This is a genomic window from Kribbella pittospori (assembly GCF_004331465.1).
Taxonomy (GTDB): Bacteria; Actinomycetota; Actinomycetes; order Propionibacteriales; family Kribbellaceae; genus Kribbella; species Kribbella pittospori.
In genome coordinates this window covers 39,912-54,929 of sequence record NZ_SJKB01000020.1, presented here as the reverse complement: position 1 = coordinate 54,929, position 15,018 = coordinate 39,912, and the positions used below count along the sequence as shown (strand labels likewise).

At 66.7% G+C, this 15,018-nt stretch carries 16 protein-coding genes; 10 read left to right on the top strand and 6 right to left on the bottom strand.

All coding sequences use genetic code 11. The annotated features are described in order from the left end of the window. Positions 1-98: 98 nt before the first annotated feature. Both E0H73_RS39520 and E0H73_RS39515 read right to left on the bottom strand, forming a co-directional pair. Positions 99-938, bottom strand: a complete 840-nt coding sequence (locus tag E0H73_RS39520; protein ID WP_131365391.1) for an alpha/beta fold hydrolase — start codon at positions 936-938, stop codon at positions 99-101. 9 nt (positions 939-947) lie between these two features. Further along, the gene (locus tag E0H73_RS39515) at positions 948-2,360 is read right to left on the bottom strand and encodes an FAD-dependent oxidoreductase (protein ID WP_131365389.1); all 1,413 of its coding nucleotides are present in this window, start codon (positions 2,358-2,360) and stop codon (positions 948-950) included. 180 nt (positions 2,361-2,540) lie between these two features. Between E0H73_RS39515 and E0H73_RS39510 the strand changes: the two genes are divergently transcribed. Together E0H73_RS39510 and E0H73_RS39505 are read left to right on the top strand one after the other, a co-directional pair. Continuing rightward, entirely contained in the window at positions 2,541-4,691 is a 2,151-nt protein-coding gene (locus E0H73_RS39510) for an AAA family ATPase (RefSeq protein WP_131365388.1), read from the top strand. 99 nt (positions 4,692-4,790) lie between these two features. Then, the gene (locus E0H73_RS39505) at positions 4,791-5,210 is read left to right on the top strand and encodes an RNHCP domain-containing protein (RefSeq protein ID WP_131365386.1); all 420 of its coding nucleotides are present in this window, start codon (positions 4,791-4,793) and stop codon (positions 5,208-5,210) included. Between the two features lie 35 nt (positions 5,211-5,245). Here E0H73_RS39505 and E0H73_RS39500 read toward each other — a convergent pair whose 3' ends face one another. Beyond that, positions 5,246-6,325 (bottom strand): sensor histidine kinase, encoded by a 1,080-nt coding sequence (locus E0H73_RS39500; RefSeq protein ID WP_131365481.1) that lies wholly within the window; start codon positions 6,323-6,325, stop codon positions 5,246-5,248. Beyond that, positions 6,318-6,995: a response regulator transcription factor gene (locus tag E0H73_RS39495; protein ID WP_131365384.1), complete on the bottom strand. Its 678-nt coding sequence runs from the start codon at positions 6,993-6,995 to the stop codon at positions 6,318-6,320. The genes E0H73_RS39500 and E0H73_RS39495 overlap by 8 nt, the downstream gene beginning before the upstream one ends. An 87-nt stretch (positions 6,996-7,082) precedes the next feature. Here E0H73_RS39495 and E0H73_RS39490 point away from each other — a divergent pair, with 87 nt between their 5' ends. The 7 genes from E0H73_RS39490 (at position 7,083) to E0H73_RS39460 (ending at position 12,560) form a co-directional block, all read left to right on the top strand. Next, a complete protein-coding gene (locus E0H73_RS39490; protein ID WP_131365382.1) occupies positions 7,083-7,697 on the top strand; it encodes a M15 family metallopeptidase in 615 nt (204 codons plus the stop codon). After that, positions 7,694-8,815 carry a lipid II:glycine glycyltransferase FemX gene (locus E0H73_RS39485; protein WP_131365380.1) on the top strand — a complete coding sequence of 374 codons (1,122 nt, stop codon included), beginning with the start codon at positions 7,694-7,696 and terminating at the stop codon, positions 8,813-8,815. Before E0H73_RS39490 ends, E0H73_RS39485 begins: the two co-directional genes overlap by 4 nt. Next, positions 8,812-9,369, top strand: coding sequence for a VanZ family protein (locus tag E0H73_RS39480; protein WP_202867792.1), 558 nt, complete (start codon positions 8,812-8,814; stop codon positions 9,367-9,369). Before E0H73_RS39485 ends, E0H73_RS39480 begins: the two co-directional genes overlap by 4 nt. Before the next feature lie 65 nt (positions 9,370-9,434). Continuing rightward, entirely contained in the window at positions 9,435-10,454 is a 1,020-nt protein-coding gene (gene vanH, locus E0H73_RS39475) for a D-lactate dehydrogenase VanH (protein WP_131365378.1), read from the top strand. Beyond that, complete coding sequence (gene vanA / locus E0H73_RS39470) at positions 10,451-11,482, top strand: D-alanine--(R)-lactate ligase (protein WP_202867791.1); 1,032 nt, start codon at positions 10,451-10,453, stop codon at positions 11,480-11,482. Before vanH ends, vanA begins: the two co-directional genes overlap by 4 nt. Beyond that, the gene (gene vanX, locus E0H73_RS39465) at positions 11,479-12,087 is read left to right on the top strand and encodes a D-Ala-D-Ala dipeptidase VanX (protein ID WP_131365374.1); all 609 of its coding nucleotides are present in this window, start codon (positions 11,479-11,481) and stop codon (positions 12,085-12,087) included. Before vanA ends, vanX begins: the two co-directional genes overlap by 4 nt. Beyond that, positions 12,021-12,560 carry a GNAT family N-acetyltransferase gene (locus tag E0H73_RS39460; RefSeq protein WP_337590342.1) on the top strand — a complete coding sequence of 180 codons (540 nt, stop codon included), beginning with the start codon at positions 12,021-12,023 and terminating at the stop codon, positions 12,558-12,560. The genes vanX and E0H73_RS39460 overlap by 67 nt, the downstream gene beginning before the upstream one ends. A gap of 102 nt (positions 12,561-12,662) precedes the next feature. Here the strand turns inward: E0H73_RS39460 and E0H73_RS39455 are convergent, their stop codons facing one another. Further along, a complete protein-coding gene (locus E0H73_RS39455; protein WP_131365370.1) occupies positions 12,663-14,150 on the bottom strand; it encodes an alpha/beta hydrolase in 1,488 nt (495 codons plus the stop codon). Positions 14,151-14,295: 145 nt separating this feature from the next. Here E0H73_RS39455 and E0H73_RS39450 point away from each other — a divergent pair, with 145 nt between their 5' ends. Further along, a complete protein-coding gene (locus tag E0H73_RS39450) occupies positions 14,296-14,484 on the top strand; it encodes a hypothetical protein (protein WP_131365368.1) in 189 nt (62 codons plus the stop codon). Positions 14,485-14,562: 78 nt separating this feature from the next. Here E0H73_RS39450 and E0H73_RS39445 read toward each other — a convergent pair whose 3' ends face one another. Continuing rightward, positions 14,563-14,928: a DUF2255 family protein gene (locus E0H73_RS39445; RefSeq protein WP_131365366.1), complete on the bottom strand. Its 366-nt coding sequence runs from the start codon at positions 14,926-14,928 to the stop codon at positions 14,563-14,565. Between the last annotated feature and the right edge of the window lie 90 nt (positions 14,929-15,018).

Genomic DNA, 15,018 nt, shown 5'->3' with positions numbered 1-15,018 from the left:
TCCTGACGCCTTGCGGACATCACGTGTTCACATGGTTCTGTGGGTCGGGACCGTCGTCGTACGCCGCTTTGGGGGCTGTGCACGCCGGGCGTGGGCGATCAGGAGCGCGCTGGTGTGGGAGTGGGGAGGGTGGAGAGGAAGTTGAGGAGCAGGGTGTTTACCTGGTCGGGGGCGTCGAGTTGGGGCCAGTGGCCGATGTTGTTGATTCGCTCGTACCGCCAGGGGGCGTCGACGAAGGCTGCGGTGCCGGTCAGGGCCTCTTCGGTGATGGCGAGGTCGTCGGTGGTCCAGATTCCCATCGTCGGTGCTTGGATGCGCGGGAGGTCCGTCGGTGGGCGGATCAGCGACTCCGGCGGCAGGATCGCGCGGTAGACGCCGAGGCTTGCCGTCAGGGCGGCGGGGTCGCGGAGGTGCGCGATGACGGACTCGATGTCCGGGTGCCGGCTCCACGCCCGCAGGTTCGCGAAGTCGTTGTCGGCGAGCCAGTGTTCGGCGACGCCGGGGAACTGGAACAGCAGCATGTACCAGGACTTCTCGCGCTGGGCCCAGCCGGCGGCCGCGAACGCCGCCGGGTGGCCGACCGACACGCAGGTCAGGGTGGCAACCCGCTCGGGCGACAGCGCGGCGAGTACCGCGCCGATCGCACCGCCCCAGTCGTGACCCACGACATTGGCCCGTGGCGCGCCGAGGACGTCGAGGAGACCGATCAGGTCGCTGACCATCTGAATCATGCCGTAGCTCGCGACAGAGCCGGGCTTGTCGGACCCGCCGAATCCGCGGAGGTCCGGGGCGATGGTTCGGTAACCGGCATCGCCGAGCGCCGCGACCTGGTGGCGCCAGACCTCATGGCTGTCGGGCCAGCCGTGCAGCAGGAGGACGGGCTCGCCGTCGCCGAGGTCCTCGACCTCGAGGGTTGTTCCGTTGATGTCGATGCGCATGGCGAGCTCCTAGTTCGTGATCGCGGAGAGGAGTTGTGCGCGGCCGGGGCCAGGGATCGGGTACTGCGGCGCGTTGGCGCCGAGCGTGAGGACCTTGCTGACCAGGCCGGGCGCTGCCAGTGCCTCCTGGGGAGTGTTCAGCATCGACATGACAGACGCGTACGCACGCAGTACGTCGGGATCGTGCTGGGCGGCCGCGTACAACGCTTTGCTCATCGCCCAGCTCGCGTCTGAGGTTTGATACGTCTCGCCGGCCACGTCGGCGGCGAGTTCGTTCAGCCGGTGCCGGTCGAAGGCCAGCGTCATCCTGTACAGCGGGGCGACCGTGCTCTCGGTGATCTCGTCGAACCGCCGTACCAGCTTCTCCGGCTGGTCCGGGCTGACGTCGCGGAGCAGGTCGCGCAGCGCGCAGGCGTGCAGCATCCCGATCGACGCGCCGCGGCCGAGCGAGGGGTTCGTGCACGCCCAGGCATCGCCGACCGCAACGAGCCCGGTGACCACCGGCTCGCCATCGACGACGAAGCGGTGGTACCGGTCTTCGATCCCGGCGATCACCTGTACGTCGGTGATCGGTTCGGCCTCTCCCCAGTGGGCGGCGGTCGGATACAGCTTCAGGGCCGTCTGCCACGAGGAAGTGTCACGCAGCCCGCGCAGGTGCTTGTCCCGCGCGGACGTGATGAATCCGACGCCCCACGTGCCGTTGTCGCCGGGAAGGGTCAGGACCGACAGGCTGTCGAAGTGCTGCAGCAATGTGCCGAGGGCCGCGGGCCGGGATCCGTCGGCCGAACGGAAGTGGCGGGCGTAGTACACGAATCCTGAGTCCTCGCGCTCCTCATTGGGGCGACGGCCGCCGGCGGACTCAACCATGACGCCGATCGGCGATCGTCGCCCGGTCGCGTCGACGACGAGATCGGCAGGGAGTACGGCGCCGTCGTCGATCACCACTCCGGTCACGTGTGGTGCCGCCGCGACCAGGCGGTTGCCGGTGACCAGTTCGCGGACCGTGACGCCGCGGCGGATCGAAACACCGTGGGTTCGCTGTGCGACAGCAGCGGCAGCCGCCTCGAGGACCGGACGCCGGGCTGTCACCGTATCGAACCGCTCGTCGCCGTCGCGCGGGCCACCGGTCAGGCCGGCCGGCAGCTCACCGAACACGTTCACGCGGCAGCCGCCGAAGGCGATCACCTGCTCGAGGACGGCGGGCAGTTCGCGCTGCATCAGCGCCCGCCAGCGGGGCAACATGAAGTGCAGCTGGCGGAACTGGTTGACTCCCGGCCGCTGCCACTGGTCCCAGACAGTGTCGGCATCGCCGGGCGCGGCCTCGTCCCGTTCCAGGACCTGCACACTGTGGCCGTCGCGGGCCAGGAGCATCGCGGTGACCAGGCCGTTCAGGCCGGCGCCCAGTACGACGATTTCCGCCATCTCACACCTCCGGAGCTGTCTCAGTGCCGGCAGCGTGCGGCACCGACCTGCTCACCTGCCAGACCAATCACTGTCCAATCGCTGTCCGAACGCCGTACGAGCTGTCCGTTCGTCTTGACCGCCAACGAGGCGAGGGGCAGGTTGGACTGAGGATGCTCGGAGTGCCGGAGGGGGTGGCGCATGACGAGCCGTGACAAGTCCACGCCGACGGCGCGGGCCGGTGCGATCACGGTCGCGGATCGGCTGCGGCAGGCGCGGCGCCGGCGGTTCGTCGGGCGGACCGGTGAGCTCGAGTTGTTCCGTACGGCGGTGACGTCGGCGGAGTCCGGCTTCACGGTGCTGTTCGTGCACGGGCCGGGAGGGATCGGGAAGACCACCTTGCTCGGCGCTCTCGCCGAGGCCGCCGAGGAGGCGGGTGCCACCGCGGTACGTCTCGACGCCCGGACGATCGAGCCATCGCCGCCTGGGTTCTACGCCGCACTCGGCGCGGCCCTCGGCGTACCGGACCAAGCCGCACCGTTGGAGAGCCTCGCTGCGCACGCACGGCCGATTCTGTTCATCGACACCTACGAGCAGTTGCTGCCGCTCGACAACTGGCTGCGGGAGGAGTTCCTGCCGGCGCTGCCCGCGGACGCGCTGGTCGTGGCCGCCGGGCGGACGCCGCCATCGCCGCAGTGGGCGAGCGATCACGGCTGGAGCGAGCTGTTGCGAGTGGTTGCCCTGCGCAACCTGCAACCCGACGACGCACGCGCCTACCTGCACGCCGCCGGCGTACCCGAGGACCTGCACGGACGGGTGCTCGAGATGACTCACGGTCATCCGCTTGCGCTGTCCCTGCTGGTTGATGTCGTCGAGCAGCACCGAGGCGGCCTTGCACCGGGCCTGTCCCTGCAGGAAACGCCGGACGTGGTCCGGGTACTGCTCGAACACTTCGTCGAGTGGGTCCCCAGCCCACGGCACCGGGAAGCGTTGGAGGCCTGCGCGCATGCCCGGTTCACCACCGAGGATCTGCTCCGTACCGCGCTCGGCGGCGACGACGCGCATGAGCTGTTCGGCTGGCTGCGGGGACTTTCGTTCATCGAGGAGGACCAGTACGGCGTGTTCCCGCACGACGTGGCGCGGGACGTGCTCGACGCGGACCTGCGATGGCGGGACCGAGCGTCGTACGCCGACCTGCACCGGCGGGTACGTCGGCACCTGGTGGAGCAGGCACGCCGTACCAGGGGACTGGAACAGCACCGCTGGACCGCCGACATCATCTTCCTCCATCGCAACAACCCGGCGATGAGGAGCTTTTGGGAGTGGGAGTCGTTCGGTCAGGCTTTCCCCGACGAGCTCCGCGACGAGGACCGGGCTCCGATCCTGGCGATGACCGAGCGGCACCAGGGGGCTGAGCAGGCCGAGTTCGTAGCGCAGTGGATCGGGCATCCCGCGGCGAATTTCGTCGCCTTCCGGGCCGGTGCCGGCGACCCGATCGGCTACGCCGGGGAGATCAGCCTGGAGTTGGTCGGCGAGTCCGACCTCGCCGCGGACCCGGCCGCCGCGGCGATGTGGGACTACGCACAGCGACACGGCCCGCCGCGGCCGGGCGAGACCGTTTATGCGGCCAGGTTCTTCATGGATCGCGAGGTCTATCAGAAGCCGTCGCCGTCGAACAACGTGATCACCGCGCGGCACATCCAGCACGTGCTCACCAGCCCGGGACTGTCCTGGGACTTCATCGCGTGTTTCGAGGACGCGGCCTACTGGGAGCCCTTCTTCGCCTACATCGATTACCACCGGGCCCATGAGGCGGAGTACGACGTCGGCGGCCATCACTACGCCGTGTACGCCCACGACTTCCGGCGGCTGGGGCCTTTGGGCTGGCTGGAGCTGATGTCCGATCGGGAGATCGGCGCCCCTGCCGGACCGCCCACCGGTGCCGACCCGGAACTGGTGCTGTCCCAGCCTGAGTTCGCCCAGGCGGTCCGCGCCGCCCTGCGGTCGCTGCACCGGCCGGACCGGCTCGCCGGCAGTCCGCTCCTGCGCTCCAGGCTCGTCCGCGACCACGGTGACGCGTCCGCCGACACGCTTCGTGCCCTCCTCCTCGAGGCCGCCGAGTCGCTGCGCGCCGACCCGCGTGACGAGAGGCCGTTCCGGGCTGTCGACCGCACCTTCCTACGACCCGCCGCCACCCAGGAACGCGCCGCGGAGGTGCTCGGCCTGCCGTTCACGACGTACCGCCGCCAACTCGCCCGCGGCGTCGACCGCATCATCGACTGGCTGTGGACCCGAGAAGTGCACGGCCCGCCTCCGACCGTTAATCGATTGACGGTGGAGGATGAGGGCTGATCTGCTGTGGGGGAGTGCGCCGGGTGAGCCGGCGCGGACCGGGAGGAGGGAAGCCGATGTCTGTCATGTCCAGCAGCTTCGCTCTGAAAGGTCTTTGGTTTGGCATTCGCACGTTCGTTCAGCTGTGAACATTGCGGCGTAGAGGTTTCGCTCGACGCCCCTGGAACCACCCATCGAAATCATTGCCCGAGTTGTCTGTGGTCGCGTCATCTGGACCGCAACGTCCCGGGTGATCGCAAGGCCGACTGCAGCGGCGGGATGGAACCGATCGCGGTCACGGTTCGCGGCGAGGGCCGGTGGGTCCTCATCCACCGATGCACCAACTGCGGCCGCCTCCGGCTCAACAAGACCGCCGGTGACGACAACGTCCTGCTGCTGATGCGGCTGGCGGCGTTGCCGCTGACCATGCCGTTCATCCCGTTCGCGGCCGAGCCGGAAACCGAGGCCAACGGCAACGGCAACGGCAACGGTTCGCATCCCGCGCCTCGGAAGCCGAGGGCTCGCAAGGCCAAGGCGTGAAGATCAGGGGAAGCGCCAGGCGCTTCCCCTGATCGTCAAACAGGTGCTGCGGGTAGTTCGACCGTCACCCGGAGACCGCCGGTGGGCCGGGCCGTGAGGGTGAGGGTTCCGTCGTGGGCTTGGGCGATGCTTCTGACGATCGCCAGGCCGAGGCCGACCCCCGCGTGGTCGGTGCGGATGCGTTGGGTGCCGCGCTGGAACGGCTCAGTGAGCGTGGAGACCAGCTGTGGCGTGAGCTTCTCGCCGGTGTTCTCCACGGTGAGCACCACGGTCCTGGGGCGGGCGCTGGTCGTGACCCACACGGTGCCGTGGTCGGGCAGGTTGTGGACGATCGCGTTGTGCACGAGGTTCGTTGTCAGCTGCAACAGCAGCGCGTGTGAGCCGATAGTGGGCGTCACGGTGCCGGTGGTCTCGATGGTGAGGCCTTGTTTCTCCGCGAGTGCGAGAAGCGTTTCGGTGGCTTCTTCGGCCAGCAGGGAGAGGTCGACGTGCTCCCGGGTGAAGGACCGCTGGTCGGCGCGGCTGAGCACGAGCAGTGCTTCGGTGAGGTCGATCGCCCGGGTGTTGACGGCGTGCAGGCGGTCGACCAGCACGCGGTTGTCGCCGTTCAGATCGTTGCGGGCCACATCGAGAAGGGTCTGCGTGATCGCCAACGGCGTACGCAGTTCGTGGGAGGCGTTGGCCGCGAATCTCTTCTGCTCGGCGTCGTGCGCTTCGAGCCGGGCGAGCATGGTGTCGAAGGCGTCGGCGAGTTCGCGGAACTCGTCCTCGCGGCCTTCCAGCAGGATCCGGTGCGTGAGCGATCCGTTCGCTGCCTGCCGGGTCGCATGGGTGATGCGAGTCAGCGGCGCGAGCATGCTGCCGGCAATGATCCAGCCTCCGACCAGGCCGACGACCAGCAGGAACATCAACATCATGACGGCCTTCGGCAGGAAGGCCGCCGTCAGGTCGGAGCGGTCGGGCAAAGACATGGGCGACGGGGAGAGCTGCACCGGTACGTAACGCAGCAGGAACACCCACACGACCGCGAGCAGCGAGACGCCGACAAGCATCACGAACCCCGCATAGCTGAGCGTGAGTTTGAGGCGAACGCTCCAACCAGGCTCTCTATCCACCACCCTCGCCTCCCGTGTCGATGCGGTAGCCGACGCCTGGCACGGTCGCGATGATCCACGGCTCGCCCAGACGTTTGCGCAGTGCGGAGACAGTGATGCGTACGGCGTTGGTGAACGGATCAGCGTTCTCGTCCCACGCCTGCGCCAGGAGCGCTTCGGCGCTGACGATGCCGCCCTCGGCGGTGACGAGTACTTCGAGTACGGCGAACTGCTTCCGCGTGAGCGCGACGTATCGGCCATCGCGATAGACCTCGCGGCGGAACGGATCCACCCGCAGGCCGGCGATCTCCCGCACGGGTGGTCGGTTGTGGGCGCGCCTGCGGTAGAGAGCTCTGAGCCGGAGCACGAGTTCCTGGAGTGCGAAAGGCTTGGTGAGGTAGTCGTCGGCGCCGAGTTCGAACCCGGAGGCCTTGTCGTCGAGCCGGTCGGCGGCGGTGAGCATGAGGATCGGCATACCGCTGCCGGAGGCAACGATCCGTTTGGCGATCTCGTCGCCGGACGGCCCGGGGATGTCGCGGTCGAGTACGGCGATGTCGTAGCTGTTGATGCTCAGCAGTTCGAGCGCCGTGTCACCGTCACCGGCGATATCGGCCGCGATCGCTTCCAGGCGCAGGCCGTCGCGAACGGCGTCCGCCATCTCGGGTTCGTCCTCGACGATCAGCACGCGCACACTCTTGATGTTACGAGCTGGACCATATCGCCGGCGTATCCAAAACCGGATACGCGCCGGCAACAGTCCGCTGCCTTGACTGAACGCATGTCAGCCAGCGAACCGGCACAGGCAACAGGCCGCCGTACCAAACTGACCGTCCGCGCGGCGTTCGTCGTCGCCAATGTGGCGCTTGTCGGCGTTTTCATCCACCAGTCGTTGGCGACGTCATCCTTCCCGGTCGCCTCGCCCAGCGACACTCGCCACGGTGCACTGGCCGATGGCTTCGTCCCTGCGGGCGTGAAGGTCTTCGACGACGAGATTCCCGGTGTCGCCAACCTTGACCCGGAGTTGCTCGCTGCGCTGCGTGAGGCCGCGACGGATGCCGCGGACGACGGGGTCGAGTTCTTTGTCAACAGCGGGTGGAGGTCCCCGGCGTACCAGGAACAACTGCTGAGTGAGGCGGTCGCGAAGTACGGCTCGAGGGAGGAAGCAGCGCGATGGGTTGCGACTCCAGAGACGTCGCCTCATGTGTTGGGGCAGGCGATCGACATCGGGCGCTCAGATGCGACGGCATGGTTGTCCAAGTACGGCGCTGCGTACGGCTTGTGCCAGATCTACGACAATGAACCCTGGCACTACGAACTGCGCCCTGAAGCCGTCGATCACGGTTGTCCACCGAGGTACGCCGACCCTACGCACGACCCGCGGATGCAGCGGTGACCCTGACTGTCGGGTCGATCAGCGCCGCTGAGCACCTGCGGTTCGTGCAGGCACAGCGGTCGGTCAGTTTCCTGCAGACGCCGGCCTGGGGGAGCGTCAAGACCGAGTGGCGCAGCGAGTCTCTCGGCTGGTACGACGGTCGGCGGCTGGTCGGCGCCGGGCTCGTGCTTCATCGTCCCGTGCCTCGGCTGGAGCGGTACACGCTGGCGTATCTGCCCGAGGGGCCGGTGATCGACTGGACCGGCGAGATCGACGCGTGGCTCGAGCCGCTGGCGGCGTACCTCAAGGCGGGCGGCGCGTTCGCGATCCGGCTTGGTCCGCCGGTACGCACGGACACGTGGTGTGCTGCCCAGATCAAGGAGGGGATTGCTGACCCGGGTGTGGAGCGGCTCACTGACCTACCCAGTCAGCAGGCCGACCCGGTCGGTGCCCGCGTGACCAGCCAGCTGCGGGACGCCGGCTGGCTGCCACAGAGTCCGGAGGACGGGTTCGGCGCCGGGCATCCGCAGTACAACTTTGAGCTTCCATTGGTCGGGAGGACCGAGGACGACCTGCTCAAGGGCATGAACCAGCTGTGGCGCCGCAACGTCAAGAGGGCGGTAAAGGAGGGCGTCGAGGTCACGGTTGGCGAGGATCTGAAGGCGTTTCATGATCTGTACGTCCATACCGCCGAGCGCGACCACTTCAGGCCCCGGCCGCTGCGGTACTTCGAGACGATGGTCGCGGCGCTGAGAGCCGAGGACCCCGAGCGGATCAGGCTCTACCTGGCCCGCCACCAGGGCGACCTGGTCGCCGCCACCATGCTGATCCGCGTCGGCGCCCAGGCTTGGTACTCGTATGGCGCCTCTTCCACCTCGAAGCGTGAGGTGCGCGGATCGAATGCCTGCCAGTGGGCGATGATCCGCGACTCGCTGGCGGCCGGATGCGATGTCTACAATCTGCGCGGCATCACGCCCACTCTCAATGCCGCCGACTCGCACGTCGGGCTGATCCAGTTCAAGGTCGGGACCGGCGGTCAGGCCGTGAGGTATCTCGGGGAGTGGGACCTGCCGCTGCGGCCGATGATCTACCGGGGGTTCGACCTCTACATGAGGCGGCGGAAGGTGGGGGTTGGGTGATCATCGACGGGTGGCACCGCTGGTTCGACACGTTCACCGGCGTGGCGTTCCTGACTGTGGCCGTGCTGCCGTTGGCCGCGCTGGTGGTGTGCGGACTGGCACGCCGGCGGACTGTCGCTGGCGCCGCGCAGCCGTGGCGCACCTCGCTCGCGGAGGTCGGCATCGTCTACGGGACGATGCCGTGGGTGTGGATGATCCTGTTGCCAGGCAGCCGAGCCGGTGAGGTCCCCGGTCGGATGAGCCTCGTACCGCTGCGGGACCTCCTCACGATGTCGACGCCGCAGATTGTCGGCAATCTGCTGGTGTTCGCGGCGCTGGGGTTCTTCGTCCCCCTGCGGTTCGTGGCGCTGGCGTCGCTGCCGCGGATCCTGGCGCTCGCGGCGGGCTGCTCGGTCCTGGTCGAGATCGCGCAGTACGTCCTGCGGCTGGACCGGGTGTCCTCTGTGGACGACGTACTGCTCAACACCGCCGGCGCCGGGCTGGCCGCGCTGGCGTCGTACCGCTGGTGGCGCATGCCAGCGCTCACACGGCCGCGGCAGGTTACCCGTCGTTAGCATTTCGTCGGCATATCGAAATCCACATACAGGCGGACAACACCGTGCCCCTTTGACTGGGTGGCATGACCTACAGCGAACCAGCGGCGCTCCGTCGATGGCTGGCCTCTTCCTCCTCGACCGTGCCGGTCACGATTTTTGGATGTGGGCAGGACGAGGCCGTCCTGTTCCGAGAATTGGCACCTCGTTTTGGCGTCACGCCAACGATCACAGCAGCGGCGGTATCTGAGGCGAACGTCGAACTGGCCTCCGGGAGTCGCTGTATCAGTGTCGGTCACAAGACTCGGATTACCAATGCCGCTCTTCTGGCGCTCAGCCGGGCCGGCGTGGAGTACGTGTCCACGAGAAGCGTCGGATACAACCACATCGACGTGAAGTACGCCGAGAGCGTCGGGATCCTGGTTGAGAATGTCGACTATTCGCCTGACAGCGTGGCGGACTACACGCTGATGCTCATGTTGATGGCGGTGCGGGATGCGAAATCCATCCTGCGCCGTGTTGATGTCCATGACTACCGACTGAATGAGGTGCGCGGGAAGGAACTCCGCGACCTGACCGTCGGGGTCATCGGAACGGGGCGCATCGGCACGGCGGTCATGGACAGGCTGCGAGGCTTCGGCTGCCGGGTCTTGGCGTATGACCAGCGCCCCAAGGCGGGTGCCAATTTCGTACGGCTCGATGAACTGCTCGAGCGGAGCGACATCGTGACGCTCCATACGCCGCTGACCGAGGACACGCACCATCTCTTGAATCGTGAGCGCATCAAGCAGCTGAAGTACGGCGCGTTCATCGTCAACACCGGGCGCGGCGCTCTGATCGAGACCGAGGCCCTGGTTCACGCCCTGGAAAACGGCAGCATCGGTGCTGCGGCGCTGGACGTCATCGAAGGGGAGGAAGGAATCTTCTACGCCGACTGCAGGAACCAGCCCATCGCCAGCAAGTTGCTGTTGCGGCTGCACGAACTGCCCACCGTGCTGATCAGTCCGCACACCGCCTACTACACCGACCGCGCCCTGAGCGACACCGTTGAGAATTCTCTGACCAACTGTCTGGCATTCGAACACAGAAAGCAGCAATGGATATGAAGATCGGCATTCTGTTCGGCGGCTGTTCCGAGGAACACCCCATCTCCGTCAAATCCGCGCAGGAGATCGCAAGGCACCTGGATGTGGAAAAGTATGAGCCGTACTACATCGGGATCACGACGAGCGGGGCTTGGATGCTCTGTGACGGCCCGGACGTCGGTTGGGAGACCGGCAACTGCCGTCCGGTCGTCCTGTCGCCGGACCGAGGTGTCCACGGACTGCTGGTTCTGGAGCAGGGACGCTACGAGACGATCAGCCTGGACGTGGTGTTGCCGGTCCTGCACGGCAAGTTCGGCGAGGATGGCGCGATTCAGGGCCTGTTGGAGCTCTCCGGCATCCCGTACGCGGGCTGCGATATCCAAGGTTCGGCCCTGTGCATGGACAAGTCGCTGGCGTACATCGTCGCCCGCAGCGCGGGGATCGCTACGCCGAAGTTCTGGATCGTCTCGGTGGACGACGACATCGACGCCGACCAGTTCACCTATCCGGTCTTTGTGAAGCCGGCCCGTTCGGGATCGTCGTTCGGTGTCAGCAAGGTGTCCCGGAAGGAGGAGTTGCCGGGGGCATTGGAATTCGCACGGCAGTACGACTCGAAGGTGTTGATCGAAGCGGCGGTCGTTGGCAGCGAGGTCGGATGCGCCGTCTTGGGGAACGATTCGGAGCTGGTGGTCGGCGAGGTCGATCGGATTGCGCTGTCTCACAGCTTCTTCCGAATCCATCAGGAGAGTTCGCCAGAGACCGGTTCTGACAACTCGACGCCGATCGTTCCGGCTGACATCTCCGCGGAAGCGCGTTCGCTTGTTCAGGAGACCGCGAAGGCGATCTATCGCGCCTTGCGCTGCAGGGGACTCGCTCGGGTAGACATGTTCCTCACTTCGGGTGGTGAGGTGATCCTCAACGAGGTCAACACGTTCCCTGGCATGACGTCGTACAGCCGTTATCCCAGGATGATGGCCGCCGCCGGGATGCCGCTGGCCGAGGTGATCGACGGGATGGTCTCGCTGGCGGTGACTGGGAAGCTCCGATGAACGCTGACCTTGTCTTCGTGGACGAGTTCGTGCCCGGCGTACGGTGGGATGCGAAGTACGCCACCTGGGACAACTTCACCGGCAAGCCGGTCGACGGGTATCTCGCGAACCGAATTGTCGGTACGACGGCCTTGTGCGCGGCCCTGGAACGAGCACAAGAGTCGGCCGCTTCCCTCGGCTTCGGCTTGCTTCTGTGGGACGGTTATCGCCCTCAGCGCGCCGTGGACAGCTTTCTGCGCTGGTCGAAGCAGCCGGAGGATGGGCGAACGAAGCTACGGCACTATCCGAAGATCGACAGGACCGAGATGTTCGACAGGGGATATGTCGCCGCCCGGTCAGGCCACACTCGGGGCAGCACTGTTGACCTGACGCTGTATCACTTGACCACCGGCGAACTCGCTTCCATGGGCGGTGACCATGACCTGATGGATTCGGTCTCCCACCATGGAGCAACTGGAATCACGCCGGTCGAAGCGGCGAACCGTCTGTGCCTTCGCTCTGTCATGGAGGCCAGCGGGTTCAGCTCATACGACTGTGAGTGGTGGCATTACACACTGCAGGACGAGCCCTATCCAGACACCTACTTCGACTTTCTCATCGCCTAGTTGAGAGGGGAAACGTGCAAATACGACCGGCACAGGCGACCGATGCGGCGGCCGTCAACGAACTGCTTGAGCAGCTCGGGTATGTCCAAGACGGCACCGCCACAACAGCAACCCGCATCCAGACCTGGGATGACGACCCCTCGAGCGCGACCTACGTGGCCGATGCCGACGGCAACCTTCTCGGCCTGGTCGCGGTCCACATCTGCCCGTTCTTTCAGCTCGCCGGCTCGTCGGGCCGGATCATGGCCCTGGTCGTCTCCGACCACGCCCGCGGCCAGGGCATCGGTGGCCAACTGGTGGCAGTGGCCGAATCCTTCGCCGCAAGTCGCGGATGCACCCGCATGGAAGTCACCAGCGCAGACCGCCGCCAAGCCGCACACACCTTCTACCGCCACCGCGGCTACCAAGACCAAACAGGAACGTCATCCCGTTTCCTACGCGACCTCAACCACCCCACCGAAGCCGCTCACTGACAGGACCGCGCAGTTCGTGAGCCCCGGCAGCGGTGCGGTTGGTTCCGCACCGCTGTTCGGGGTTGATCGGTGGCGACCGCTACCACCTGACTCGTTCGGGTGTCAGGCGCTGGGGCAGAACGTGTCTCGTGACGGGCGCTTGCCGTCGACCAGGAACGTGGTCTCGAGGTTCTTGGCGCAGGTGTTGTTGCCGAACAAGTAGGACAGGTGGCCGCCTTGATCGGCGGTGACCAGGCGAGATCGCGCACCGAGCGTTCGGTGCAGCTCGACGGCACCGACGTACGGCGTGGCTGGATCGCGCAAATTGTTCACCAGCAGGATTGTCGACGATCCTGCTTTGCTGATGTCTACGCGCGGCTCAGGCTTGGCCGGCCAGAACGCACACGGCCAGACGCTGGCCGCCGCCGGGCCGAACAGGGGATAGCGAAGCCGGTCGACAGCCACGTGACGCTGGTAGGTGTCGATGTCTCGAGACCAACCGGGGGAGTTGCAGACCAGCGCCAGCATGCCGGAGAAGTCTCCGCCCGCGGGTGGAGGCGGAAGCTGCGGTGCCTGACCAGCGGCGAGAGCCTGCAGGGCCGACGCCAGAGCCGGGAAGATCGAATCGTTGAACAACATGCCGTACGTCATGGCGCGCAAAGCGGCGCCGCTGATTCCAGCGACTGGTGCCTGGTCGAGGTTGTCGACAATCTGCAGCCACCGCGTCCGCACCTGCGCAGGGGTGGCACCGAGACCGTACGTCGCGTCCTGAGATGCGGCCCACCGCGCAAAGTCCGGGAACCGCAGCTCGAAGCCCAGACCCCACCGACGAGCGCCGACGGCGTCGAGCCCACCGAGACCGCTGACGCTGTCGAAGACCATCCGGTCGGTCCGCTTCGGGAAGAGCGCGGCGTACAGCGTGCCGAGGTAGGTTCCGTGCGAGTACCCGAGGTATGAGATCCGCTGTTCGCCGAGAGCCTGGCGGATCCGGTCCATGTCCCTCGCGACGTTGGTGTTGGTGATGTAGGGCAGCAGATGCGCGGTACCGGACTGCGCGCACTGCTCGGCGATCTGCCGGGCGTCGGCGGCGCGCTGGTTGACGTCCGCAGCAGTCCGTGCGTAGGGCGGCGGGATCAGAGTCGCCGCCTGGTCGGGCCGCAGGTTGCAGGTGAGCGGCGTACTGCGTCCGATGCCGCGCGGGTCGAATTCGATGAGGTCGTACGTCTCCCGCACGCTGGCAGGAAGCCCCAGCGACACCAGCGCGAGCGGCAGCGCCGCCTGCGAGTCACCCTGGCCGCCGATGTTGAGTAACAGCACACCACGTCGGCGAGCAGGGTTGGTGCTCGGCAGCCGCGACACCGCGATCTCGATCTTCTCGCCGGCAGGTTTTGCGTAGTCCAGTGGGACAGTCACCGTGGTGCATTCGAGGCCCAGGGATGGCTCGGGGACGCCGGGACAAGGCGTCCAGGACAGTGAGCTGTCATCTACATGTGCGGCGGAGGGCACCGCCGTGGTACCCAGTGTGAGTCCGCTCGCCGCCACGACGGTCGCCAGTGCGGTGGCCACCACCCGTCGTCTGTGCGCGCGGAAGCGCTCGATGAATGAAGGCATGGGAGCTTCCTCTCGTGTTGGTCGATCACGTCGCCTGCCAGTGCGTCGAACGAGGGACCGCCAGTTCGACACGGCGTGCTAGACCTGACGTGAACAGGCCAACGACGGGCGGGCGATCGCGCCAAGGCCGTGAAAGGTAGGAATCATGGCGGTTCTCACGAAGGCCGAGGCCATTGCGATCATTCGCCGCGCCTACGGCCCCGATGTTGCCGAGTCGGTCGCAGACCAGTTGCCAGATCAGTTCGACCCCGACAACGACGCAGACGCCGAAATGCTCAACCGCCTCGGCCTGACCCGAGACGGCCTGGCCAACGCCCTGGGCGGCGAACTCTGACGCGTCACCCGGCGGTCAGGCAGTAGTTCCCCGACGCCGGCGCGGGCGGCCGCTGTGCAGGTCGGTGCTGGTTCGCGCCTAGCGGGGTTCGAGTCGGAGAGTGGTGGCTTTGGCCGTGGCGTTGATGATTGCGCGGGTGTCCGGTCCGTTGCCGTACTTGTCGAGGTACGCCGTGTCGAGCTGATCGTCGACGCTGTCGTCGGGGATGAAATTGACTTCGCGAGTTGTCCCGTCCCAGGAGATTGCGCCTTCGTGGTGGCGGACGACGCCCTTGTACCAGCTGCCTTCGCTGCCGCGCACTGACCGTACGTACAGGCTTCCGTCGACGACGACGTGCCACACAATGGTGAGGGTGCGCAGCGAGTTGTCCTTGCGACGTCCGGCGACGCGGATCTCGTCGATCCGGTCCAGCTTGTGCAGCTCTTCCGCGGTCCAGTTGCTCATGTGATCTGTTCCTTCGATAGGTCAGCGCGCGTGCCAGATCCTGCCAGTACCCCACTTCACAGTGCCTAGGCCGAGGGTGGCCACCGAGTC